This window comes from Paenibacillus sp. NEAU-GSW1 (assembly GCF_009737085.1).
Taxonomy (GTDB): Bacteria; Bacillota; Bacilli; order Paenibacillales; family Paenibacillaceae; genus Pristimantibacillus.
The window spans coordinates 16,863-39,822 of the sequence record NZ_WOVL01000032.1 but is presented as its reverse complement, the minus strand read 5'-3'; the positions used below and the strand labels follow the sequence as shown (position 1 = coordinate 39,822).

The window sequence follows — 22,960 nt, the reverse complement described above, 5'->3', positions numbered from 1 at the left end:
ATGGTCCTCGCATTAGCTGTCCTCGTCGTTGTTTTGATTCTAATTATTTCTGTTCAATATTATGTTTATCGCGTAAGAAGCGCTAGTTTGAAGCAGATCCGCGGTGATTTGAACTGCATTATCGAGGGAGGCACCAGCGAGAAGCTGCTGTTATTTACGGATGACCGCGCATTAATCCCCCTTCTAATCGAAATCAATCACTTGCTTGATTATCACCAGCTGACGGCAGCGAATTTCAATAAGGTTGAGCAGTCTATGCGAAAGATGGTCTCGAATATATCGCATGACCTAAAGACGCCGCTTACGGTTGTTCTGGGCTATTTGGAGACGATTAATCTGGACCCGGAAATGGATGCGGAAGAAAGAAAAAGATTGCTGGCCAAGGTACAGGACAAAACGCAAGAGGTGCTCGCGCTCATTCGCCAGTTTTTCGATTTAGCGAGACTGGAGTCAGGAGACAAGCCGATTCCGCTATCCCGCATCCATATGAACGATATTTGCAGCAAAAACATGCTCGATTTCTACGACACGCTAACGGCTAAAGGCTTTCACGTGTCCATTGATATTCCGGATAAGCCTATTTTGGCATGGGGGAATGAAGAAGCGCTTGACCGCATTCTTGGCAACCTGATCGCTAACGCGATTCAGCATGGCGGGGATGGCAAGACGATTGGGCTTGTTTTGCAGGAAGACGATGAGTATGTGTACGCGAAAGTGTGGGACCGCGGAAAAGGCATCGGTGAATTGGAGCAGGACCGCGTATTCGAACGCATGTATACGCTGGAGGACTCGCGCAATAAATCGTATCAAGGCAGCGGGCTGGGGCTTACGATTACGAAAAGGCTGGTTGAAGCGCAGGAGGGAACGATCCATATTCAAAGCAGGCCTTACGCGGAAACGGTGTTCACGGTCAGGCTGAAGCGTATCTCCATCCCAGCTTAAGAAGTTTGTAAGAATCGAGTAAGAAAAAAGCTAAAGTCGATGCTTACAATAAACTCAACAGCACATAAGGAGGTAGTTGACGACAGTGAATATCGTTAGAACGAAGCAGTTGACTCGGGTTTACAGAGGCAAGGAAGTGGTCTCGAACGTCAATATGAGCATCAAGCAGGGAGAAATATACGGTATGCTGGGTCCGAACGGAGCAGGCAAAACAACGGTTATGAAAATGTTGACGAACCTGGTAAAGCCGACGGCGGGTGAAATCGAAATGTTCGGCGAGCGGCTGACGGATACGTCGTATCGGCTGCTGGGGCGGATGGGGACGATTATCGAAACCCCGATTTTTTATGAGAAGCTGACGGCCCGAGAAAATTTGGAGCTGCATTGCGCGTATATGGGCTATCACAACATGAAGGCCATCGACGAGGCGCTTGAGCTTGTCAATCTTCGGCAGATCGACGGCAAGCGGGTGTCGGAATTTTCCCTCGGCATGAAGCAGCGGCTGGGCATCGCACGGGCGATTACGACGAAACCGGAGCTGCTTATCCTGGATGAGCCGATTAACGGCCTAGATCCGCTTGGCATTAAGGAGCTTCGCGATTTGTTCAAAATGCTGTGCAAGCAGTATGGCACGACGATACTGATTTCCAGCCATATTCTCGGGGAAATCGAGCTGATCGCAGATACAATTGCCGTGATGAATGACGGCAAGCTGCTGCAAGAGGTTTCGATGGAGCATATCGCCAAGCAAACCTCGGAGTATATTGAAATTACGAGTCTCGATTCCAGTAAAACAGCTTTCGTGCTTGAAAATCATCTGAACATTTCCAACGTTCGCGTCACCGACGAGGGACAGATCCGCATTTACGATTGCCCTATTCCGCAAAGCGAGTTAATGAGGGCGCTTGTGCTGCACGATGTCGCGATCGAAGCGGTGCATAAGAAAAAAGGATCGCTCGAGGATTATTTCCTGTCTATCCTGAACGGGGGTGGCATCGTTGCTTAAGCTTATGAAGCTCGAAATGCGCAAGTTTCGCATCGGATCTTACGTGTGGGGTGCGATGATCGCCAATGTCATTATTTTAGCTTTAGTATGCGCAATCGGCCTGATTGAGGACGTATCCTCAGACATGCCTTTTACGGACTACGCCATGGCGTTCTCTGTGATCGATACGCTTGTTCGGGGAACGTACATTGTCTTTGGTGCAGTGCTTATATCACGAATGGTCATTGACGAGTTTCGCAATAAATCGATTACGCTGCTGTTCATGTATCCGATTAACCGTAAAAAGTTGATCGCAGCCAAACTGCTCGTTGTCGCGCTTTTCGTCCTTGCTGCTGATATTACGGCCAATTTGATTGTCGGCATCGCTTTCGGAGTGCTCAATCATTTCGTGGTCATTGTGAACGAGCCAATGACGTGGTCGATCGCGGCTAGATCGTTGTTAACCGTAGGGATGAGCGCGCTTGCGACCAGCCTGCTCAGCTTGATCCCGCTGTACTTCGGCATGCGCAACTATTCCGGAGCAGCAACGATCGTATCCTCGCTGCTCGTTGTGCTCGTCGTCTGCCAAAATATCGATAATTTCTCGTTGTATTCGATCATCGCGGTGCCAATTGGACTGGCGCTCATCGGCGCGGTAATCGCATATTTGTCGATCCGCAACATTGAACATGTCGATGTATTGAAATAGGGGGGAGAGAGCGCAATGAGACAAGTCTTGAAATGGGTTATTTTACTGTGCGTCGTTTCATTTGCAGTCAACGGTCTGATGTACTGGAGGACTGGCAACTCGGATTTACTTATTAACTTATACAGCTCAGCTGTGTTGGGCGTCCTATCCGCCGTCTGGTTGATTGCTAGGAAGAAGTAAACCTGTCTCCATGGTCGCTGCGATTACAGTGAAACGGGGCGAAAGATGCAGAAATGCATGCTTTCGCCCCGTTTTGGCTGCCCGTTTGTTGAAACCTGCAATCGTGCAGGCTTTAGCAACTTACCCATGAATTTGTTGAGCGCTGCTCCCAAGCTGAGGCGTATCGTTTTGCGCTTTGCGGAATAAGTCGCTTTTCATGATTAGCACGACAGCGATAATGGAAAGCACAACAGTCTCGACGCATTTGGTGAAGTCGGTGATCAGGAACGCCTCCGAGCAAACGACGACGATCGCATGAAATAGAATTGCGGCGATCATGCTGCGGTTCGTTCTGTAGTACAGCCAGTTCGTGATGACGGTCAGAGGAATGACGCTGACGAAGAAGTTGACGGCGTAGACGATATTGTCTTGCAGCAGGTTGTAGTGGTAGTAGTCTTTCACGAAAAACAGCGGCAAGTGCCATACGGCCCACAGCGCGCCGAAGAAGAGAGTAGCGGGGAGCAGCTTGAATCGTCTGCGCAAGCTGTCGATACCGTAGCCGCTCCACCCGAGCTCTTCCAGCGCAGGAGCAAGAAAAGGGATAACCCAGTTCATGATGGAGCCGCTGTCTGTAATGCTGAATTCGGCGGTCAAGCCGAGCTGTTCGATCGATTGGCCCAGCGGCAGCGATAGCAAGATGGAAATGACGATGACGACGGGCATAAAGAACAAGATGAACGGCACATAGGCAAGCTTGATGAGCTTCGGATTGATCAGCTTGTTGGCGAAGTCGCGCCGCAGCGGGCTGTTGCCGAAGGCATAAATCATCATCAAAGCAGCGATCAGCGGCCCAAGCAATCCGAGTCCCAACCAAGAGCCGACGACAACCTCGGAGGATCCTTTCTCACTCTCCCATGCGGCCAAAAACCAGGTGATCCATGTAATGAGAAAAGCAATCGAAAAAAAGCGAAGCGGTTTGTACGTTAAAGACATCGTTATTCTCCTCCTGTAGGGCCGCTTAGCAGCCGTTCAATAAAATCAAATGTGCCTGGCTTGGCGTTCAGAGCCGATTCCATGATGTGGACGAAAGCAGCCGCTTTCCGCGCGAGCTCTTCCGGCTGCCATTGAAACAAACCTTCATCGAATAAAAACTGTGAAGATACAAGTAAGAACTCGACGGTCTCTCTCGGGTAGGGCGTCGAAAAGAAACCTTCTTCGATCCCGTCCTCAATAACTTTTGTTATGACAGGCGTCAGCTTCAGAATCGTTTCGACAAGGCTCTTCTGATGCATTTCCGCGTTGCGGATCTGATGCAGCTGCTCGATCATTTGTTCTTTTCCAGGGGAATCCGCATTCTGGGACATAATGATGTGAAGCAGCTTCTCGGGCGCCTTCAGATCCGTCCTGTTCGCGACAGCTGCCGCCGCCTCTACGCCGCTAGCGATGAAACGGTCGATAATGGCGTCCATCACTTCTTCTTTCGACTTGAAATAGTAGTAGAACGTCCCTTTGGCAATGCCGATCTCTGTGAGAATATCGTTGATCGTGGTTTGGTTGAAACCCTTCGAGGCGAATAGCATCTCAGCAGCATCCAAAATTTCATTTCTGCGTTCTTCGGGCTTTTTAATAATGCGCATATGTCGTCACTCCTTATAGACTGACCGTCGGTCTATAACAAATTATAGCAGTTTTTATAAATTTGGCAACCTGTATTTTCCATCTCGCCCCATTTTTTATGGAAGACTTTACAATAAATCGTCTTTCTTGACCGACGACATCGCGGCTTTCGCCAAAATTGCGCTTGAGAAGGGCGTCAGCCGAATCGTCTTGCTGTCCGGCCGCGGAGAAGAAGGCGCATTGCTTGCAGAGCAAGCGTTACGGGAATCCGGCGCGCAGTGGACGATTGTCCGGGCGAGCTGGTTCAACCAAAACTTTAACGAGAGCTTTCTCGTCGATTAAGAAATTCTTTAGGTTTAACCCTCCTTCTTCTTAAACAGTTTTCTATATGCTGAGGACAGCTCGACGAAAAAACCCGAAAAAGGAGAATCAGCTATGCAATTACCGTGGAAGCGGCTGTTCGCTGCAATCGCTTTTGTCTTCTATTTAGCGGTACTGTTTAAAATCATTTTATTCAAATTCGGCAGTCCCAATATTCCTTTTCTGTGGACAATGCTGCAGCAGTTTATGGAGGAGCCGTTCCGTACGGACCATTGGCGACTGTACAATTTCGTTCCGTTCCAACAAATTGCTCCCATTGTCCGCGATCCTTCGCTGTACGGCTTTATTCAGGTCTTCGGCAATATCGGACTGTTCGTCCCATTCGGTATCTTCATCGGTTGCATGATCCGAGGAATCTCGATCACGGCGGCCGTGCTGCTCGCTTTCGGGCTTAGCTTGCTGTTGGAATGCTCGCAGCTTGTTTTCTACATCGGCGCTTTTGATGTTGACGATCTGATTTTGAACACGCTCGGCGGAGCGATCGGCATTGTGATTTATAAACGGATTTTGCAGCAGCCCGACACGGCGGCGAACCGAACCGTACAGAAGCAAATAAAAGGTGTATAATCGAGAAAAAGGCTTAAAGGTGGAGAGCGTTAGTGAAACGAATTGCGATTGATATGGATGAAGTGATTGCCGATTTCAACACGAAACATCTGCAAGTGTTTAACCGCGATTATAACGAAAGCCTGACGTTGAATGATTTGACAGGAACGCGCCTTAGGGAGCTGCGTCCGCATTTGCAGCACGAAATTATAGACTATTTAAAGGATCCCGCCTTTTTCCGGGATTTAGCGGTTATGCCGGACAGCCAGCAAGTCATTGAAGAGTTAAGCGAGCAGCATGAAATTTTTATTACGACAGCGGCGATGGAGTTCCCGACTTCTTTTACTGCAAAGTACGAGTGGCTGAAGGAGCATTTCCCTTTTCTCGACGATATGAACTTTGTTTTTTGCGGCGATAAAAGCATCATCAATGCGGATTACCTCATTGACGATAACGCGAGGCATTTCCAGCGGTTCAAAGGCAAAGGCCTGCTGTTCACAGCGCCGCACAATCGGAATGAAACAGGCTATACGAGAGTAGACAACTGGCTTGAAGTGCGGAATTATTTTTTGAGCTAAAAAGGAAGCGACGGCTGCTTTGAAGAGCGGCCGTCGCTTCCTTTTTTTGTATTTAAGGCTATCTAGAGCGGTCGAACAGTCCGATGCGGTCGCTGAAGGCGAATGTTCGCAAAGTATGAAACGCGTCCAGCAAGGTAATCATTTCGATAAAGCCTGCGATTGAGTCTGCTCCTTAGGATATGCGGCGAGCAGCATGACGATAAACAGGATGGGCAGATAGGCTGCGGTTGTGACTTGGGAGAGCGTCACCGCGCCGCTTGCCACATAGTAAATCGTTCCGATCCAATCGATCAGCTGAACGCCGATCATCGCCTGAATCCAGCTGCGGTTGCCAAGCGGATTGCGGAATACTTGTATCATGCCGAATCCGAAGAGCAGGAATCTTGCGCCGCTCATCGCCAATGGCCATCCGGCCCAATCCGGCAAGTTTTCCAAGCCGACCGAAGCATGGAAGGCATGAGGGGCGAATAAATACCCGAGTCCTAATCCGATCTGTACGATCGCGATGAAAAGCGCCGTTCCTTTTAATACGTTTACTCTCGTTTTGCTCATGTTTGTTCTCTCCTTGCTATTGGATTTATTTGCTTGACATCATCTTACTTCGGATAGTATCTTTTGTGTAGTAATTACCTTTTAGTAACTATTCGATTTTGAAGTTTACGGGGTGAGAACATGGCGAAAATAAAGGAAAACCCTTGCACGGATGAGTGTCCGGTCAAGAGAGCGATGGATATATTGGACGGGAAGTGGACGATTCTCATCATCCGCGATCTGCTGTCGGGAAAGAAAAGGTTTGGCGAATTGCGCTATTCGCTTGGGGAGATCAGTCCGAAAGTGCTTACCCAAAGGCTGAAGGAGCTGGAGGAGAAGGGATTGATTCTGAAGACGATCTATCCGGTATTGCCGCCGAAGGTCGAGTACGAGCTGACGGAGGAAGGGCAGCAGCTTCGTGCCGTAATTGAGTCGCTCGCGGCATGGGGCAGTCACCTTTCGGCACGATAAAAAACAGCGTCCGTCTAAGTGACCATCCAATAACAAAATTCTGGAGAGGAATAGAACCCAAATGAATCAGTGGAATGAAAGATTCGGAATGAACGAGTATATATACGGCGAGGAGCCTAATGCGTTTATCGTCGAGCAAGCGGATCGTTTCAAAGGGAAGCGGATCGTCGCTTTTGCAGAGGGTGAAGGCCGGAATGCCGTGCATTTGGCCCGCCAAGGGTATCAGGTTACGGCATGGGATTACGCGGAGAACGGCTTGAAGAAGACTGAGCAGCTTGCGGAACGGTTCCATGTGAAGGTGGAAACAGAGCTGAAGGACTTGCTGCACGATGCGGTGCCTTCAGAGGCGTATGACGGAGCTTTTATGATCTTTGGCCATTTTCCGAAAGCAGAGCAAAAAAACGTCTTCGATAAGCTGCTTGCTGTCGTTAAGCCGGGCGGTGTTATCGTTATGGAGGTTTATTCGGAGGATCAGCTTCGTTACCAAACCGGCGGTCCCAGAACGGCCGACATGCTCTATCATCCAGCTGATGTGCTGGCATGGACGAGCGGCTGCGAGGTGCTGCATTTCTTTTACGGCGAACAGAAGAGAGAAGAAGGCCGGCTTCATACTGGAGTCGGGCATGTCATCCAAACGGTGCTAATTAAAAATCCGCGATAGAAAAAAAACCCCTCGGCCGCCATTTGGCGGCAGAAGGGCTTGCTCCTTACGGATCCGGTTTCGGTTAGCGCAGCATAACGGAGCCGCCGTCAGCCATCAGCGTCTGGCCCGTCATATAGCTGGAGTCATCGCTGGCCAGGAATACGGCAATGCGGCCGATATCATTCTCGCAGTCGCCGACTCGTTTCAGCGGAATATTGTTTACCATTGCTTCGTATTCTGCAGGGAAGTACTGGCTCCACTTCTGCACGCCCGGCGAATTGGCGATCGGGCTAATGCAATTGACGTTGATGCCGTCGACGCCCCATTCGTTAGCGACTACGCGCGACAAGCCGCGGATAGCTTCCTTCGCCGAACCGTAAGCCGCCTGCGTCGGCATGCCGCTTAGTCCTGCGCCGGAGGCGAAGTTGATGACCGCGCCCTTCGTTTCTTTCAAGTACGGATAGCAAAGCTGCATCAAGGTAAAGGTCGGATAGAAGCTGGTATTAAACGATAGCGCCAAATCTTCCGGCGTCGTGTCCACAAACATCACTTGTTTGGAGACATGCGCGTTGTTGACAAGAACGTTGATCTTTCCGTAGGCTTGTACCGTTTCCTCTACGATGCGTTTCAGCTCGGAAGAATCGGAAATATTCGCTTTAATGAATTTCCCTTGGCCGATGGCGTTCAATTCTTGCTCGGTAGCCAGACCCTGTTCTTCGTTAACGTCTACGATGACGACTTTCGCGCCTTCCTTAGCCATTGCATGCGCAACGCCGCGGCCGATGCCGGAGGCACCTCCGGTTACAATCGCTACTCTGTCTTGAAGTTTCATGCATATGCCCCTTTCCATGTTGGTTATCCTGTTGTATATAAGTTAGAGCGTAAGACCGCCGTCGACCAGCACGATAGAGCCCGTCATGTAGCTGGCGCGATCGGAAGCGAGGAACGAGACGACTTCCGCCAATTCATCCGGCTGCGCATAGCGGCCCATGCGCATATTGCCGACTTCCTCAGGTACATAGCCGCCGGACATAAACGCCTGCTCTACGCTTTTCGTCAATGCGGTCTCGACGCCGCCCGGGCAAATGCCGTTGACGCGAATGCCTTTTTTCACATATTCCATCGCCGCGCCCTTCGTCAGGCCGACTACCGCATGCTTGCTTGCGGAATAGGCGGATGCGCTGTGCTCGCTTTTTACTCCTGCCGTAGAAGCGGTGTTGATAATCGTGCCGCTTTCCTGCTTCTCCATTACTTGAAGAACGTATTTCATGCCCAGGAAGACACCCCGCACATTGACGCTCATAATTCGATCGAACTCGTTCTCGTCAATGTCCGCAAGTTTCGAGAATTTCTGTACAACCCCTGCATTATTGAAAAATATATCGATACGGCCGTAAGCATCAACTGCGGCCTTTACATAACGTTGAACATCCTCCGTCTTCGATACGTCGGCTTGGACGAAAACCGCTTCGCCGTTCTGTTCTTGAATCAGTCGAACGGTTTCCTCTCCGGCTGCTGCGTTGAAATCGACGGCGACAATTTTTGCTCCATATCCTGCCATCTTTAAGCTGGTTGCGCGGCCAATGCCGCTTCCGGCGCCAGTAACGACTGCAATTTTATTATCTAGCATGCTGCGTCATTCCTTTCCAGAGTGGTTACAGATGTGTTGTTCATCTGCAACATCAGTGTAATACGCTTTCACAGCTGATAATTGTGTTTATTCACGAATTGTAGTACTTTTTTAACATCCTATTGAGTCACAATTGCATCCTTCCGGAGGTACTTATGAATACGCTGTCAGAGCTGGCTGTTTTTGGCCGAATGCTCTATGCCGTTCTTCAATTGCCGGTCTTTGTTGTACATCCTGAGCGGAAGATAGAATCGGAATACGCCGCGCATTCGCTGCGCTCCAACCCGTACTTCGCGGCGATTCGGGAACAGCTTGCCGGTTACGCTTATTCGATGTACGCACCGGATAAGCCGGGCCATTTTTCCCGCACGGGCCTCCAGTATGGCTTCGTCAACGCATGGGAGGAAGGCCGGTTTGTCGGCACGATTGTCGTTGGACCGTATTTGCATGAAGCGCTGCGTGACGGCCAATGGTCCGAGACGATGGAGACGATACATGCGGGCAACCGAGGCCGGCTGCTTGAATTGTACGAAGCCGTTCCGCTGCTCGATCCAGAGCGGGCCAGAGCGGTGAGCTTAATGATTCATTATGCGATACGCCGCCAGCTCGTCGATCCGTCGGCGAATTTGCAGATTGAGGGCTTGCCCTTGCCGCAGCCGGATACGGACCAGCCGGAGCCTGACGCCGAGCTGTCCCGAAGCCGCCGAAGCGGGATGCTGCATACGAACCTGTCGCATGAGCGGGTTCTGCTTCACTACATACGCTCGGGGAAGAAGGAGCAGCTCCGGACATTCGTTATGGAATCGATCATCGGCGAGGACGAGTTTGGCGTGCTGGCCAAAGGGAGCCGGCTGCGCAGCGAGAAGAACTTAATGATTACGGGAATTGCCCTCATTTGCCGGGCGGCGATAGAAGGCGGCATGCATGAGGAAGATGCGTTTGTGTTGAGCGATTTCTATATCCAGCAGCTGGAGGAAAAGGGCGATCTGCATGCGGTTGTTGCCGTTATGATGGAGGCGATGTTCGACTTTGTGGACAGGGTGGCGGAAGTTCGCCGCGGCCATTATTCGCCTGCCGTACAAGACTGTTTGCGCGAGATCGCCAATCGTTTGTACAGCGACGTTACGCTCGACGGGCTGGCTGAACGCATCAATTTAAGCCCTAGCTATTTGTCGAGCCTGTTCAAGAAGGAGGTTGGATTGACCTTCTCCGATTACGTCCAGCGCGAGCGGGTCGAGGAAGCGAAAAATTTGCTCGCGCTGACCGACGATTCGATTACCGATATTGCGGCATGGCTGAACTTTAATGACCAGAGCTATTTCAACAAGGTGTTCAAAAAATGGCAAGGCATTACGCCGAAAGCCTATCGGCATGCCGAACGGCGTCCTGCGCAAAAGAAAATTGAGCCTGACAGGGAGTAGCGGCGTTGAGTTACATTATGATCATAAAGATAGAAAGAACTAGCATGAGCAGTGCATTAATTGCCATCAAAGGGTTATGCCTGGCTCTGAACAAATGGGCATGAATGGCGCCTAGCATAAGCAACGCAAGCAGAGCGGAAGCATATTTTAGAAGGTCTGCGTTCCAGAATCCCGCCACTATTCCTAGCATGCCAAGCGTCTCAAGCGCAGCGGTCGCATACATAAACCAGAAGGGGTAATGATATTCCTTCCAGTGCTGAATCATTGTTTTTGTCCGTAAAAACTTAATGCTTGCAGAGAAGGCAAACATCAAGATTAAGAGGCTTTGCGCGACTATTGCAATCGTGCTCATTAGGGCACTCTCCTTCATAATTATGTTTGTTAGTAATAGAGTATAGCCTGAGATTTCCATCGCGAATGTAGGCCAGACTACAAAATCGGTGCCGGGAGAGAGTTTGCTTGGATAAAATGAAATATTTATCGCGGATTCAACTGTTCAACGGCTTGGAATTGGAACAATTGCATCATCTGGAGCCCCATACTCCGATGAATACGGTAAAAAGAAAAACGATTATCGCCTCGCCTTACATGCCTCAAAAGCGTTTGTTTCTAGTCAAGTCGGGAAAGGTCCGGCTGTATAAGCTTTCGAAGTCGGGAAAAGAGCTGACGGTCGACTTATTGGGCGAGGGCAATATTTTCGGCCAAGTAGGGTCGTTTACAGCCGGTTCGCAAGATTTGTATGCAGAAACGATAGAGGATTCCGTTATTTGCACCTTAGAGACAGCCCAATTTGAAGCGATTATAAAGGAGTACCCGGAGCTTGGGTTGAAATTTATCGAGATGACAGCTTCACGCTTGAAGGAGGTTGAGGAAATGCTCGAGCTGATGGCTTACGGAAGCATTCGAAAAAGACTGCTGTATCTTCTCTATCAATTATCGCAAAAATTTGGGAGAAGGACCGATCCGGATCAGGGCTGGATTCAGCTGGAGGTTAAGATTACGCATCAAGAATTGGCTAGTATGGCGGGGTGCATTCGTGAAACCGTATCGGAACAATTAAGCGGATTTATGTCCGAAGGCCTGATCAGCAGAAAAGGAGTGCGAAGTCCGATGTCCGTCCAGCCGGAATTGTTATTCATGGCGATGGAAAGAGCGTAAAGAAATTTTTCGTCTTGCTCACATGTTACAGATTGGAGGAGAATCGCTTGGCTTATATCAATCCATCCCAATATCCAGTGCCTGAGCTGCAGCCCTATGCGACCCGCAACGGGAGCGAGCTTTATTACAGGTGTTACCCTGGCGCCGATCAAACAGCGACGGCTATCATCCTTCTTCATGGCATATCGGAGGACAGCAAGTACTTATACCCTTATGCTCAAAAGATTTCGTCGGCAGGTCTTGCTCACGTTTTCACGCCTGACCTTCGAGGTTATGGCCCTCAATCCGAAAGACTCGGCGATATCGACTATATGGGTCAAGTGGAGGATGATCTTGCGGATTTCATCCAGTATATAAAAGGCAAGTTCCCTGCTATCAGACGAATTGTGATGGCCGGGCATTCAGCGGGCGGCGGAACAGCGATACGCTTCGCCGGAAGCAGATATGCCGATTACGCAGACTCCTATTTGCTGCTGGCGCCGTTCCTGGGTCCGGGAAATCCGACTGAACGTCCAGCCGAAGGGCATCGCAAGCTGCATATAGGAAAAGTGATTCTTCTCAGCATGCTGAATTCGATCGGAATCAAAGGCTGGCACGGGCTTCCCGTCATGGAATTTTACAAGCGGCCGGAGGAGCTGCATGACGGAATGGCTGATAAGCTCAGTTTTCGGCTTTTGCTGTCTCGCTCGCCAATGAAGTACAAAAGTGATTTGGCGAAGCTGACGAAGCCGACTCTTGTTATTGTCGGAGCGGAAGACGAGGCCTTCTATGCGGATCGTTATGGGGAAGTACTGGGCGCATATACTCAAGCACAGTTTCACATCGTCTCTGGAGCTGATCATGACGGGCTGTTGGCAAACGAGCATGCCTATGAGCATTCCGTAAAGTGGTTAATAGAAAGATCTATGACGGATGGTTTATAATAGTACATTGGTTGTTTTCACGGAGTAACCGCCGCGTGATGAAAGGGGTTTCAATACAGTGGCAAAAGAGATCGTAATGCCCGTCTCCCTATGCAATGAGAGGGGAGAGCTCGCGAACGACAGTGTCGGTTGGTCGAGGCATCCGCTGGTTCGCTGCAACGTGAAGGGGAACCTGCTTCGCAAGAAAAAATGGAACTATTGGTGCGTTACGGGCCCGGAGTTGTTGTTTTCTGCGACGATATCGCACTTGGATTACGCGGCGGTCATGTTTGTCTACGTTCTCGATCTGAAGACGAAGCAGTTCGCTGAGGAAACATGGCTTATCCCGCTGGGCGTTGGCTGCCATATGCCTGAGGACGTTGCGTCGACGGTCAGTGTTTCGGGGAAAAAGGCGAGCTTAAAGTTCGAGGAAACGGGTGACGGTACGCGCATAACCGTCTCTTGGAAGGATTTCGGCCGGGCGGGCGATCGGTTCGAAGCAGATGTAAGGGTCATGCGCCCGGAGGGGTATGAGTCGTTGAACGTCGTTGTACCGTGGAGCCGCGACCGATTCCAATTTACGTCAAAGCAGCCTGCATTGCCTGCGTCAGGGAACGTTGCATGGGGGAATCGCGCTTACACATTCAGCGTCAGCGACTCGTATGGCTGCTTGGATTTCGGAAGGGGGATTTGGCCGTATCAGTCCACTTGGAATTGGGCTGCCGCTTCGGGCAGCTCGGAGGGCCGGCTTATCGGCTTGAATTTCGGCGGTCAATGGACCGATGGCACCGGCCAGAACGAGAATGGCGTTCTCGTAAACGGACGGCTGCATAAGCAGCACGAGAACATCATTTGGACATACGATCAAGCAGACTATATGCGGCCGTGGACTTTGCGGACGGAGCAGTCCGACCGTGTAGCGCTGACGTTCACGCCGCTTTTCGAACGTGTTGCTGCGACTAGAGCGATAATTATCCAGTCGGAGGTGCACCAGATGATCGGCCATTTCGATGGACATGTTGAGCTCGATGACGGCGAGAGAGCGGCGATTAACGGGCTGCTCGGGTGGGCCGAGGATCATTCGGCGAGGTGGTAGATTCGTTCCTGCTGCAACATCCTATATATTCATCTCGTCATGGGGAAATCTGTATTATATTGAAACCTCGGTTGCCCTTTGTGTAAGCTTAGACAGAGGAATTTAATTTCCTCCTATCGAATGCAGCAGAAAGCGTTGTTTTTAGAGAGGAGTAATCACAATGGCGGAAGCTCGTCCGAAGCATTTGGCGATGCACAGTTTCCATCTTCGCTCCATGCAAAGTCTGTGTGGCAAACACAAGCGGTTATTTGCATGGAGCCTTACAATTTGACCGCGTAAGTAGACCGGAAGCACGTTTGCTATACAGGCTTTGCAACCTTGCCATCTCCAATAGATGATGAAGGGGCGAAGCCGAATGAAATATGTATCCGCAAGCGACATTTTACCTGAACCGTTACTGCAAGAAGTGCAAAAATATATACAGGGCAGCGTGCTCTACATTCCCTCTCCAGAAGGCGGCAGAAGGAAGTGGGGACAAGCATCCGGGTATCGGGACTATCTGCTGCAGCGAAACGCCGAGATGAAAGCAAGGTTCCACAAGGGCGTCAGCCTGGAGCAGCTCTCGGACTTCTATTGTTTGTCTGAGGAAAGCGTTAAGAAGATCGTCTACAAAAAGAAAAAGTAACGAAGAGCTCGCGTTTGGCCGACAGGCAGCGCGAGTTTTTTTATAAGCATTGTTTGCCTATTTTTTACTCGTGCTCACCGCTATACTTTCATTACATACACGGGGATTGCGTCGCGGTCCTCTAATCGAAAGGCGGCGATCCTTTATGAGAGTAGAAGTTCAGCTGTGCAGCCAGGAAGATAAATATATCATCAACAATATCTATCCGCTTTATTTGCACGATTTGTCGGAGGTATGGGAGCGCAGAACGAATCGGTACGGCGTATTTGAGGAAAATGAAACGCGCACGTTAAGCGAGCAGAATCTTATTTTCGATGTGTGGTGGGAGCATCCGGGCGTTCTTTTCCCCTATCTCATTAAGGTAGATGGGCTTCCGGCAGGTCTTGCTTTTGTAGCTACTGCGCCGTACATGCCCTGCCCCGACTTTATCGACTATTATATGAATGAGTTCTTTCTATTGCGTTATTATCGCGGCAAGGGGATCGGGAAGCAGGTTGTGCAGCAGTTGATCGGCGACATGCCGGGACATTGGGAAGTGCATACGAATCCGACGGAACGGAACGGGCGCGCCATTCAATTTTGGCGAAGGACGCTGAAGGCGTGTGCGACGGATGAAGTGACGGAAGAAGTGAGGAGCAGAGACGAAACGGGACATGAGGAAATGCTCGTTTTTCAGTTTGCTCACCGCAAATGAATGGCATGGCTGATTCAATTCATTCATTCATTCGTGAGCGGGCGGTCGGGGGAGCTGCAGATTGGATTTTAGGCCGGAAATAGCCTTAAAATCTTCTTCGAAGGGCGCTGGCTGGGGGATAAGGCCGAAAATGGTCTTAAATAAGCGGGAAGCAGCTGCAGATGGGATGAAAGTAGAGCTTTAAGGACGAAAACGGCCTTAAAGCTCTTTTTTGCGAGCGCAGGCGGGGAGATACGGCCAAAAACGGCCTAAAAAGAGTGGAGGACAGCCTCGGCCAGGTCCAAGAGCTCATAAAAAAATGAACAAAACGATCCAATAATATATCATAATAGTATAGAAGCAACCTATCGCAACCGGGGGTTTAAAATGAAATCAATTTATACGAACGGGACTCCGGCGTACACGCTATTCAACGTGCCGTCCAATCCTTCGCATCGCCGATTAGCATTCGTGATTGGAGCTGTTCTTGCAGTCATTACGCTGATGTCGATACCGTATGCGCAGGTCGAATTGCCCAAAAGCAATACCTACTTGCCAACCTTGCTGGGGGCGGTTGTCTGCTTCGAGCTTATTACGGTGTTTGTGCTATACAGCCAATTTCGGGTGAACCGCTTGCCGCTTACGCTCATTTTATGCGGGGCATATCTGTATTCCGCGCTCATGACACTTGCGTATTTGCTGACGTTTCCGGGCTTTTTTCCGCCTGGCGGCATTCGCATGGGGAACCAGACCGCAGAGCTGCTGTATGCGCTGTGGCATATCGGATTTCCGCTGGCTGTTTTGTTGTACACGATGATGCCGCATCGGCTGGAGCGGGTCAGCTTAACGAAGAGACAAGCTATGTGGTGTACGGGACTTGTCGGACTAGGCGTGACGGGGATTGTGGCGTTGATTGTATATGCGTCAATTGTGCATGAGCGGCGAATTCCAATCCTCATGGATCATGGCAAAGTGACAGATGCGTTTACTTACGGTTTAGCACTGCCGATTTTGGTGCTCAGCGCCGCCGCTTTGGTCAGCTACTACTGGCGGACGCGCGGGAGCACTGTCACTTCTTCCTGGCTATGCGTTGCGCTGCTCGCGACGATGCTGGATGTGGGCATTGTGCTCTTTGGAGGCAGCCGGTTCAGTCTGGGCTGGTATATATCGAAGTTCGATACGTTTATTTTCTCCAATGTGGTGCTCGGCGGGATGATTTATGAATTTACCCGCATGTATGTGAAGATGACGGATCTCTATGAAGAGGGCCGCGAAGCGCAGCGGACGATCTCGGAGCAGAAAAGCATTATTGAGCGCATGCTGGCCTCAAGCCATGAAGGCATCGCGATGTGCGACGGCCAAGGGAACATTTTGTTCGCCAACGGAAGGTTCGAAGAGCTGTTCGGCAAACCGCTCGCCATAGGGGAATCGCTGGAATGCTATTGCGAAGGGATGAAATTGTTAGGCGGCGGGTCGCTTAGCGAATCGATTCGATCGTACTTAGGCGGGGGACAGGCTGTGGTTCGGGATTGGGTAATCGTGCAAAATGAAGCCAGCGGCGAGACCTTCTACTATGAGTATTATGGGAACCCGATTGCGGGAGAAGATGGCGACTCTTTCCATGGACATTTATTTGTCTTCGGCAACCAGACGGAAACGGTTCGCAAAGTCCATTACGATGAGTTGACCGGATTGGCCAACCGCCGCTATATCCGCGAGTGGCTGGAGCGGCGGACCTCACAGCTTGAGGTCGGGACATCGGAGCCCTATGCCGTTTTGTTCCTCGATCTGGACGGATTCAAGGGCGTTAATGATACGCTCGGCCATGAAATGGGAGACCGGCTTCTGCAGGAAGTGGCCCGGGTGCTCCGCCGCGCTGTCGGCGATCAAGGCATGGCGGGCCGCTGGGCGGGCGATGAATTTGTTATTGTGGTGGAACGGTTCGGCCAACCGCGGGATTTGGAGCGGCTTGCGGAGAACATTATTGCATCTGTGCGGGGCATCCGGGCGATTGACGGATCGCCGATTCGGATCTCGGGGAGCATCGGCATTACCGCCGTCCCATCGTCCGGCGTAGAGGCCGCGACGCTTCTCCAGCAGGCGGATCAGGCCATGTACGAGGCCAAAGCAAACGGCAAAAATCGTTATTGCTTCTATGAGCGGAGCGCTTAGAAGAAGGAGGGGCTTTTTAACAGCCTCTCCTTCTTTTTTTTCGACTCAGCGACTCTAGGATAACCTCCCGGCAGCTTAGAAAAGATAGTTTTAAACACCGCTGCGGTTATTTGTAATACGGCGCGGATTGGAATCGGTATAGTGAAGTCATGAACGATCTTGATGGAAGGAGGCGTACTGATGGCAGCGCAAGAAAATTTGGCATTTATCGATTTCGCCGGTCCGGCGGAATGGGAATTATGGCTTGCCAATCATCACGAACAGGAAGGGGAGGCGTGGCTTCGGATCGCCAAGAAGGACGCGGGAGTCACGTCCGTCACCATAACCGAAGCGCTTGACGTTGCGCTCTGTTACGGCTGGATCGACAGCCATCGCAAAGGCTTCGACGGGTCTTGTTATTTGCAGCGGTATTCGCCGAGACGAGCGAAGAGCCCTTGGTCACTGGTGAACGTGCGAAAAGCAGAGAAGCTCATGGAGAAGGGTCTCATGCAGCCTGCAGGCTATAAGGAAATTGAGCTCGCCAAGGCGGATGGCAGATGGGACGCAGCCTACGAATCGCAAAAGAGCGCAGTTGTTCCTCCTGATCTGGAAGCAGCGCTCGAGAGGCATGAACAGGCGAAGCGAGCGTTCATCGAGCTGGACAGAACAGCGCAATACAACATGTTCTTGCCGCTTCTAAAGGCAACGACGGAAAAGAGCCGAGCGGCCCAATTGCAAAAGGCGATTGCAAAATTAGAGGCCGTTCGCTCCTAGAGAGAGCATTTCTTTCTTGTATTGCAACGGTGTTTTGCCAAGCACCCGTTTAAAGTCGGTAATGAAATGCTGCTGGCTGCTGTAGCCGAGCGCATAGGCCATATCCGCCCAATCAGGCTCGTTGCATTCGCGAATCGCTTTTGCGGCTTCTAACAGCTTAATCCGCTGAAGCTGCCACTTGAGACCGATCCCAATATAGTCCTGAAACAGCTGCTGAAGCCATCGCTCGCTTTTGCCCATCCATTCCGCAACTTCCGTGACCGTAAGCAAGCCTTCACTCTCTGTGGCACGAATGATCGTCTCTATTACTTCGATGTTAGGGTCATGGATTGGTTTTTGAGCTTGCAGGAGCTCGGCAAGAGCGCCGACGGCTGCGTCATCCGGCAAGGACAGCGTATGCACTATCCAAGCTTGATCCGCTTCAACAAACGCGTGCTGCAATGCGATCGTCTCATTGTGCAGGCCAGCGAGCGGCTTCTGCCAGAAAGCGCGGAACGCGCCTGGTTTGAAGCGGGCGCCGATAATTCTGCCGCTGCCATTCGCCTCGTAATCCCGTCTGTCTCGGAAGGTGCACTGGATACCCGATTCCTGCGCAGACAGATAGACGTCGACATAAGGACGGTGCATCACCTGCTCTGAAACGTAGGGCTGACCTGAGGTATTGTTCCACCGGATGGTCCAAAAATGGTTTACGAATGCAGCCAAATCGCCAGGCGGCACATAGGTTTGAAAGTCAATATGGCGCTCGAAGCCGGCAGGGTCCAATTTTCCATCGGTCTGATATATGGCTGCGGATTTCTGTAATACAGGAATGGCCATCAACCCCTACAATGAAATGAATAAACCAAATAACCAATAAGGAGACTGATTACAATGACAAATACACCTAAATTACGCGGTATGGCAAATGTGAGCTTCTGGGCGGAGGACATGAAGGCAGCAAAAGAATGGTATACGAAGCTTCTTGGTGTCGAGCCTTATTTCCAAAGCCCTGATCCTGACAATCCAGCTTATCTCGAATTCCGGATCGGCGACTTCCAAGACGAACTTGGCATCATTGATAAGAAATATGCCCCTCAAGCAGCGAGCTTGACAGGGACGGGGGGAGCAACGCTTTACTGGCATGTTGACGACGTTGCCGCCATGCTTGAAGTATTGAAAGGGCTGGGCGCTGCAGAATACGAACCGTTTACGGAGCGCGGCGTAAACTGGTTTACTGCCTCCGTCGTCGATCCGTTCGGAAACATTATCGGGCTGATCCACAGCCCGCATTATAAGGAGATTTGGAATTCCATTCATAGCGCGTAGCTTGAAGGAAAAGGGAAGCTGGCATCGTGACATCAACGATTCCAGCTTTCTTTGCCTCTGATTGTATCGTATTGCGCGTTTCTTCCACAAGATACGCTCTCTGGTGCTCTTTTTATTTTTCCAATTTTGGCTATGGTGTATTCGTCGATTAACCGGAAATTGAATCATGCGGCAGATGAAAGGGAAAATTATCCCGACTTAGCTTTTATAGTCTGGCTTCACTTAAATTTACCGACTTTTAAAACACATATAACTGTCATATAATATAAGTTAGTTTAACGAGAACAATGCTATAATCATATAGACTGTTTCACCTTGATTACTCTAGACAGAGAAGATGTGACGCGAGGTAGCACCCTGGCTTGCTGTGTTTTTAAGCCTAAGCAGGAGCGCCTACATCTTTTCTTCAAAATATAAGCGTGTAAGGACGGTAAAAATGAGTAACAGACAAAACACATCAGACGTTATCTTAATTGGTGCCGGTATTATGAGCGCGACTTTGGGAGCGCTGCTGAAAGAATTAGTGCCGGACTGGAAAATCACGGTGTTTGAGAAGCTCGCGAAAGCGGGCGAGGAAAGCTCGAACGAATTGAACAATGCGGGAACTGGGCATTCTTCGCTGTGCGAGCTGAACTACACGGTGGAGAAACCGGACGGATCGATTGACATCAGCAAAGCTATTAAAGTCAATGAAGAGTATCAGCTTTCCAAGCAGTTTTGGTCTTATCTCGTAGAAAGCAAGTTGATTGAAAATCCGAAGGACTTCGTCGTTCCCATCCCGCACATGAGCTTCGTGCAAGGGGAGAAGGACGTAAACTTCCTTAGAAAACGTTTCGAAGCGTTGTCTGCGAATCCGTTGTTCCAAGGGATGGAATATTCCGAGGATCCAGCGAAGCTTGCGGAATGGATTCCGCTCATGATGAAAGATCGTAAAGTGGACAAACCGATCGCAGCAACTCGCATTGCATCCGGTACGGACGTTAACTTCGGCTCGTTGACGCGCATTTTGTTCGACCACTTGAAGAAGAAAAATGTCGGCATCAACTTCAATCACTCCGTTGATGATATTAACCGTACGAGCGACGGCCAGTGGGAAGTGAAAGTACGCAACAGCAGCGGAGCTGTTGAGCGTCACACGGCGAAGTTCGTCTTTATTGGCGGCGGCGGCGGAAGCCTGCATTTGCTGCAGAAATCCGGCATTCCGGAAGGCAAAGGCATCGGCGGCTTCCCGGTCAGCGGACTTTTCATGGTCACTCGGAACCCGGAAATCGTATCGAAGCATCAAGCGAAAGTTTACGGACAGGCTCCGGTCGGCGCGCCTCCGATGTCGGTTCCGCATTTGGATACCCGATTTATCGACGGCAAAGAATCGTTGTTCTTCGGGCCGTTCGCAGGCTTCTCGCCGAAGTTCTTGAAATCCGGTTCGATGCTCGATTTGATCACATCGGTCAAACCGCATAATCTGGTGACGATGCTGGCGGCGGGCGTGAAGAGCGCGGCATTGACGACTTACCTGATTAAGCAGCTGATGCTTTCCAAAGAGCAGCGTATGGAAGAGCTTCGCCAGTTTATCCCGAATGCGAAAAGCGAGGATTGGGAGCTTCTCGTAGCAGGCCAGCGTGTACAGATTATTAAAGATACAGCTGCCGGCGGCAAAGGGACACTTCAATTCGGCACGGAAGTTATTAGCGCCGCTGACGGCTCGATCGCAGCGCTCTTGGGCGCATCGCCTGGTGCTTCAACTGCCGTTTCCGTTATGCTTGAAGTGATCCATAAGTGCTTCCCGCAGCATGCTAAAGCGTGGGAGCCTAAAATAAAAGAAATGATTCCGTCTTACGGTATTTCGCTTCTGAAAAACCCGGAGCTGATCGGAGAAATCCATGAGACGACAGCAAGCGCGCTTGGTCTGAGCGGCGAGCTGCAACTAGCGAAGTAATTAGAACGACCTCCATCCTGAATGTGCAGGGTGGAGGCCGTTTTATTAAGAAGGTTCGCCGATGAACACGGCAACTCGCTCAGCGAGGCCTGCTATTGTTCGCTCAAAGACGGAAGGATCATTTAGCGCTCTGGCAAGAATCAAACCGCCTTGAATGCCGCCCACCGCTTCTTCCGATAGAAGCAGGGCGGCTTCTTTTGTTGCCCCGGTTCGAACTAGCGCAGCAGCTAAGGCGTCAATCCATCTTTGGAAATAGCGTCCGATCATGAGAGCGAATCGGTCTCTCGTTTCGTCAAGCGCAAAAGCGCCTACAAGACAAATCCGTTGGCCCGAGCGGAAATAAGCATTCACTTCCCGCCACATCCGGGGGATCGCGGTTTGAGGGTCTTCTTGCTCCAGAGGCTCGAATACGTGAGCGATAAACCAAGCGTCTACATGCGCCATAATTTCGCTGGCCATCTCTTCCTTGCCGCCGGGGAAGAAGTGATACAGGCTTCCTTTGGAAAGCCCCGTCCGCCCGGTGATCTTGCTCATCGTGGCGCCTTCATAACCGAGTTCCCTGAAGACCTCGGCAATCATCGGTACGACATCGGTTTTTTCGTGGATGATGCGCGTCATAAGCCTAATTCCGTGAGGCCGGGATGATCGTCAGGGCGTCTGCCGAGCGGCCAGTGGAATTTGCGATCCGATTCGCAGATCGGCACATCGTTGATCGAGGCAAAACGGCGCTGCATGAGACCGTCTGGGTTGAACTCCCAGTTCTCATTGGCATACGATCGAAACCAATTCCCGCTATCGTCTCGCCACTCGTAAGCAAAGCGAACCGCAATCCGGTTATCCGTAAACGACCATAGCTCCTTGATCAGCCGATATTCCAGCTCCCTAGACCACTTCCGCGCAAGAAAGTCTACGATCTCCGCCCGGCCGGCAATGAATTCGGAACGGTTTCGCCAGAGGCTGTCTTCCGTGTAAACAAGCGATACGCGCTGCGGGTCGCGGCTGTTCCATCCATCTTCAGCCATGCGGATTTTGGCAGCTGCCGATTCCTGCGTAAACGGAGGCACAAGCAATTTCATGGAATCCCCTCATTTCTAAACTGTTTGTTTTATTGTATACCGATCGGTCTATACTGGCAAGGAGAAATTTCCAATATTCGTAAACGAATAAAGATATAACAAAAGTAAAACTAGAATTTTGTTCCAGTGTTGGATACTATGAAGGCGAATTTATTATATGGGGGAGGGCTGCTCAATGATTCCCTTTTATGCTCTAATCGGATCGTTTATCCTCTTTCAATCATTGGGATTACTCGGGATACCGATCTGGAATGACTGGCAGGAAGCGCTGCGGTATGCGGTTGGCGTCATGTTCCTGCTCGCGGCATCGGCGCATAGGGGCAAAAGGCGGCCGGATCTCGTCGCGATGGTTCCGCCTGCGTTTCCAAACCCGGGCTTCATCGTGACTGCTACAGGGGTATTGGAAATGATCGGAGCTATCGGTCTGGTTATTCCTAAGCTATCTGCAATTGCGGCGATAGGCTTAACCTGTATGCTCGTTGCTATGTTCCCGGCTAATGTGCATGCGGCCAGCAGAAAGCTGACTATCGGTGGCCGCCCGGTTCCTCCGCTCTTGCAGCGCACCTTGCTGCAGGCGGTTTTTATCGCGGCAGCAGTATTAACGATCGACGTGTTCTAGTCTGAAACGAAGCAGGCTGCCGGATAGGG

Annotated in this window: 28 protein-coding genes; 19 read left to right on the top strand and 9 right to left on the bottom strand. The window is 50.7% G+C overall.

All coding sequences use genetic code 11. The annotated features are described in order from the left end of the window. The 3 genes from GOM71_RS20605 (at position 1) to GOM71_RS20595 (ending at position 2,636) form a co-directional block, all read left to right on the top strand. On the top strand, positions 1-942 hold the full coding sequence (locus GOM71_RS20605) for a sensor histidine kinase (protein WP_156284471.1): 942 nt from the start codon (positions 1-3) through the stop codon (positions 940-942). Between the two features lie 85 nt (positions 943-1,027). Next, entirely contained in the window at positions 1,028-1,948 is a 921-nt protein-coding gene (locus GOM71_RS20600; RefSeq protein WP_367649729.1) for an ABC transporter ATP-binding protein, read from the top strand. After that, the gene (locus GOM71_RS20595; protein ID WP_253944954.1) at positions 1,941-2,636 is read left to right on the top strand and encodes an ABC transporter permease; all 696 of its coding nucleotides are present in this window, start codon (positions 1,941-1,943) and stop codon (positions 2,634-2,636) included. The genes GOM71_RS20600 and GOM71_RS20595 overlap by 8 nt, the downstream gene beginning before the upstream one ends. A gap of 300 nt (positions 2,637-2,936) precedes the next feature. Here the strand turns inward: GOM71_RS20595 and GOM71_RS20590 are convergent, their stop codons facing one another. Then, positions 2,937-3,788 carry a CPBP family intramembrane glutamic endopeptidase gene (locus GOM71_RS20590; protein WP_156284469.1) on the bottom strand — a complete coding sequence of 284 codons (852 nt, stop codon included), beginning with the start codon at positions 3,786-3,788 and terminating at the stop codon, positions 2,937-2,939. 2 nt (positions 3,789-3,790) lie between these two features. Next, entirely contained in the window at positions 3,791-4,432 is a 642-nt protein-coding gene (locus tag GOM71_RS20585; RefSeq protein ID WP_156284467.1) for a TetR/AcrR family transcriptional regulator, read from the bottom strand. A gap of 127 nt (positions 4,433-4,559) precedes the next feature. On the opposite strand from GOM71_RS20585, the gene GOM71_RS20580 reads away from it, so the two are divergent. The 3 genes from GOM71_RS20580 (at position 4,560) to GOM71_RS20570 (ending at position 5,917) form a co-directional block, all read left to right on the top strand. Beyond that, positions 4,560-4,754 (top strand): SDR family oxidoreductase, encoded by a 195-nt coding sequence (locus tag GOM71_RS20580; protein ID WP_216651790.1) that lies wholly within the window; start codon positions 4,560-4,562, stop codon positions 4,752-4,754. Positions 4,755-4,847: 93 nt separating this feature from the next. After that, positions 4,848-5,360 carry a VanZ family protein gene (locus tag GOM71_RS20575; protein WP_156284465.1) on the top strand — a complete coding sequence of 171 codons (513 nt, stop codon included), beginning with the start codon at positions 4,848-4,850 and terminating at the stop codon, positions 5,358-5,360. A 32-nt stretch (positions 5,361-5,392) separates the two neighbouring features. Then, positions 5,393-5,917 carry a 5' nucleotidase, NT5C type gene (locus GOM71_RS20570; RefSeq protein WP_367649728.1) on the top strand — a complete coding sequence of 175 codons (525 nt, stop codon included), beginning with the start codon at positions 5,393-5,395 and terminating at the stop codon, positions 5,915-5,917. Positions 5,918-6,055: 138 nt separating this feature from the next. Here the strand turns inward: GOM71_RS20570 and GOM71_RS20565 are convergent, their stop codons facing one another. Then, positions 6,056-6,469 carry a hypothetical protein gene (locus GOM71_RS20565; protein ID WP_156284463.1) on the bottom strand — a complete coding sequence of 138 codons (414 nt, stop codon included), beginning with the start codon at positions 6,467-6,469 and terminating at the stop codon, positions 6,056-6,058. 120 nt (positions 6,470-6,589) lie between these two features. On the opposite strand from GOM71_RS20565, the gene GOM71_RS20560 reads away from it, so the two are divergent. Both GOM71_RS20560 and GOM71_RS20555 read left to right on the top strand, forming a co-directional pair. Further along, the gene (locus tag GOM71_RS20560) at positions 6,590-6,919 is read left to right on the top strand and encodes a winged helix-turn-helix transcriptional regulator (protein WP_156284461.1); all 330 of its coding nucleotides are present in this window, start codon (positions 6,590-6,592) and stop codon (positions 6,917-6,919) included. A gap of 61 nt (positions 6,920-6,980) precedes the next feature. Next, entirely contained in the window at positions 6,981-7,580 is a 600-nt protein-coding gene (locus tag GOM71_RS20555; RefSeq protein ID WP_156284459.1) for a class I SAM-dependent methyltransferase, read from the top strand. Positions 7,581-7,644: 64 nt separating this feature from the next. Here GOM71_RS20555 and GOM71_RS20550 read toward each other — a convergent pair whose 3' ends face one another. Together GOM71_RS20550 and GOM71_RS20545 are read right to left on the bottom strand one after the other, a co-directional pair. Next, positions 7,645-8,394, bottom strand: a complete 750-nt coding sequence (locus GOM71_RS20550) for an SDR family NAD(P)-dependent oxidoreductase (RefSeq protein ID WP_156284457.1) — start codon at positions 8,392-8,394, stop codon at positions 7,645-7,647. 42 nt (positions 8,395-8,436) lie between these two features. Next, positions 8,437-9,192 carry an SDR family NAD(P)-dependent oxidoreductase gene (locus GOM71_RS20545; RefSeq protein ID WP_156284455.1) on the bottom strand — a complete coding sequence of 252 codons (756 nt, stop codon included), beginning with the start codon at positions 9,190-9,192 and terminating at the stop codon, positions 8,437-8,439. Positions 9,193-9,347: 155 nt separating this feature from the next. On the opposite strand from GOM71_RS20545, the gene GOM71_RS20540 reads away from it, so the two are divergent. After that, complete coding sequence (locus tag GOM71_RS20540) at positions 9,348-10,613, top strand: helix-turn-helix domain-containing protein (RefSeq protein WP_156284453.1); 1,266 nt, start codon at positions 9,348-9,350, stop codon at positions 10,611-10,613. 10 nt (positions 10,614-10,623) lie between these two features. Here GOM71_RS20540 and GOM71_RS20535 read toward each other — a convergent pair whose 3' ends face one another. Beyond that, on the bottom strand, positions 10,624-10,965 hold the full coding sequence (locus tag GOM71_RS20535; protein ID WP_156284451.1) for a DoxX family protein: 342 nt from the start codon (positions 10,963-10,965) through the stop codon (positions 10,624-10,626). Between the two features lie 116 nt (positions 10,966-11,081). On the opposite strand from GOM71_RS20535, the gene GOM71_RS20530 reads away from it, so the two are divergent. The 7 genes from GOM71_RS20530 (at position 11,082) to GOM71_RS20500 (ending at position 17,992) form a co-directional block, all read left to right on the top strand. After that, a complete protein-coding gene (locus tag GOM71_RS20530) occupies positions 11,082-11,771 on the top strand; it encodes a Crp/Fnr family transcriptional regulator (protein WP_367649731.1) in 690 nt (229 codons plus the stop codon). A 47-nt stretch (positions 11,772-11,818) separates the two neighbouring features. Further along, entirely contained in the window at positions 11,819-12,694 is an 876-nt protein-coding gene (locus GOM71_RS20525; protein ID WP_173275858.1) for an alpha/beta hydrolase, read from the top strand. A gap of 58 nt (positions 12,695-12,752) precedes the next feature. Then, positions 12,753-13,769: a DUF2804 domain-containing protein gene (locus tag GOM71_RS20520; protein ID WP_367649727.1), complete on the top strand. Its 1,017-nt coding sequence runs from the start codon at positions 12,753-12,755 to the stop codon at positions 13,767-13,769. Positions 13,770-14,124: 355 nt separating this feature from the next. Further along, on the top strand, positions 14,125-14,394 hold the full coding sequence (locus tag GOM71_RS20515) for a CD3324 family protein (RefSeq protein ID WP_156284445.1): 270 nt from the start codon (positions 14,125-14,127) through the stop codon (positions 14,392-14,394). 145 nt (positions 14,395-14,539) lie between these two features. Next, positions 14,540-15,088 (top strand): GNAT family N-acetyltransferase, encoded by a 549-nt coding sequence (locus GOM71_RS20510; RefSeq protein WP_156284443.1) that lies wholly within the window; start codon positions 14,540-14,542, stop codon positions 15,086-15,088. Positions 15,089-15,454: 366 nt separating this feature from the next. Next, on the top strand, positions 15,455-17,239 hold the full coding sequence (locus GOM71_RS20505) for a diguanylate cyclase domain-containing protein (protein WP_156284441.1): 1,785 nt from the start codon (positions 15,455-15,457) through the stop codon (positions 17,237-17,239). A gap of 180 nt (positions 17,240-17,419) precedes the next feature. Continuing rightward, positions 17,420-17,992: a YdeI/OmpD-associated family protein gene (locus tag GOM71_RS20500; RefSeq protein WP_253944953.1), complete on the top strand. Its 573-nt coding sequence runs from the start codon at positions 17,420-17,422 to the stop codon at positions 17,990-17,992. Here the strand turns inward: GOM71_RS20500 and GOM71_RS20495 are convergent. Continuing rightward, positions 17,972-18,811, bottom strand: coding sequence for a helix-turn-helix domain-containing protein (locus GOM71_RS20495; RefSeq protein ID WP_253944952.1), 840 nt, complete (start codon positions 18,809-18,811; stop codon positions 17,972-17,974). The two genes, GOM71_RS20500 and GOM71_RS20495, sit on opposite strands and share 21 nt — an antisense overlap. A 54-nt stretch (positions 18,812-18,865) precedes the next feature. Here GOM71_RS20495 and GOM71_RS20490 point away from each other — a divergent pair, with 54 nt between their 5' ends. Both GOM71_RS20490 and mqo read left to right on the top strand, forming a co-directional pair. Next, on the top strand, positions 18,866-19,300 hold the full coding sequence (locus GOM71_RS20490) for a VOC family protein (protein WP_156284435.1): 435 nt from the start codon (positions 18,866-18,868) through the stop codon (positions 19,298-19,300). A 397-nt stretch (positions 19,301-19,697) separates the two neighbouring features. After that, complete coding sequence (gene mqo / locus GOM71_RS20485) at positions 19,698-21,236, top strand: malate dehydrogenase (quinone) (RefSeq protein ID WP_367649730.1); 1,539 nt, start codon at positions 19,698-19,700, stop codon at positions 21,234-21,236. 45 nt (positions 21,237-21,281) lie between these two features. On the opposite strand, the gene GOM71_RS20480 is transcribed toward mqo, so the two are convergent. Together GOM71_RS20480 and GOM71_RS20475 are read right to left on the bottom strand one after the other, a co-directional pair. Beyond that, positions 21,282-21,854, bottom strand: coding sequence for a TetR/AcrR family transcriptional regulator (locus tag GOM71_RS20480; protein WP_156284431.1), 573 nt, complete (start codon positions 21,852-21,854; stop codon positions 21,282-21,284). Continuing rightward, positions 21,851-22,312: a nuclear transport factor 2 family protein gene (locus tag GOM71_RS20475; RefSeq protein WP_156284429.1), complete on the bottom strand. Its 462-nt coding sequence runs from the start codon at positions 22,310-22,312 to the stop codon at positions 21,851-21,853. Before GOM71_RS20475 ends, GOM71_RS20480 begins: the two co-directional genes overlap by 4 nt. Positions 22,313-22,487: 175 nt before the next feature. Between GOM71_RS20475 and GOM71_RS20470 the strand changes: the two genes are divergently transcribed. Continuing rightward, positions 22,488-22,931 (top strand): DoxX family protein, encoded by a 444-nt coding sequence (locus GOM71_RS20470; RefSeq protein ID WP_156284427.1) that lies wholly within the window; start codon positions 22,488-22,490, stop codon positions 22,929-22,931. Positions 22,932-22,960: the final 29 nt, after the last annotated feature.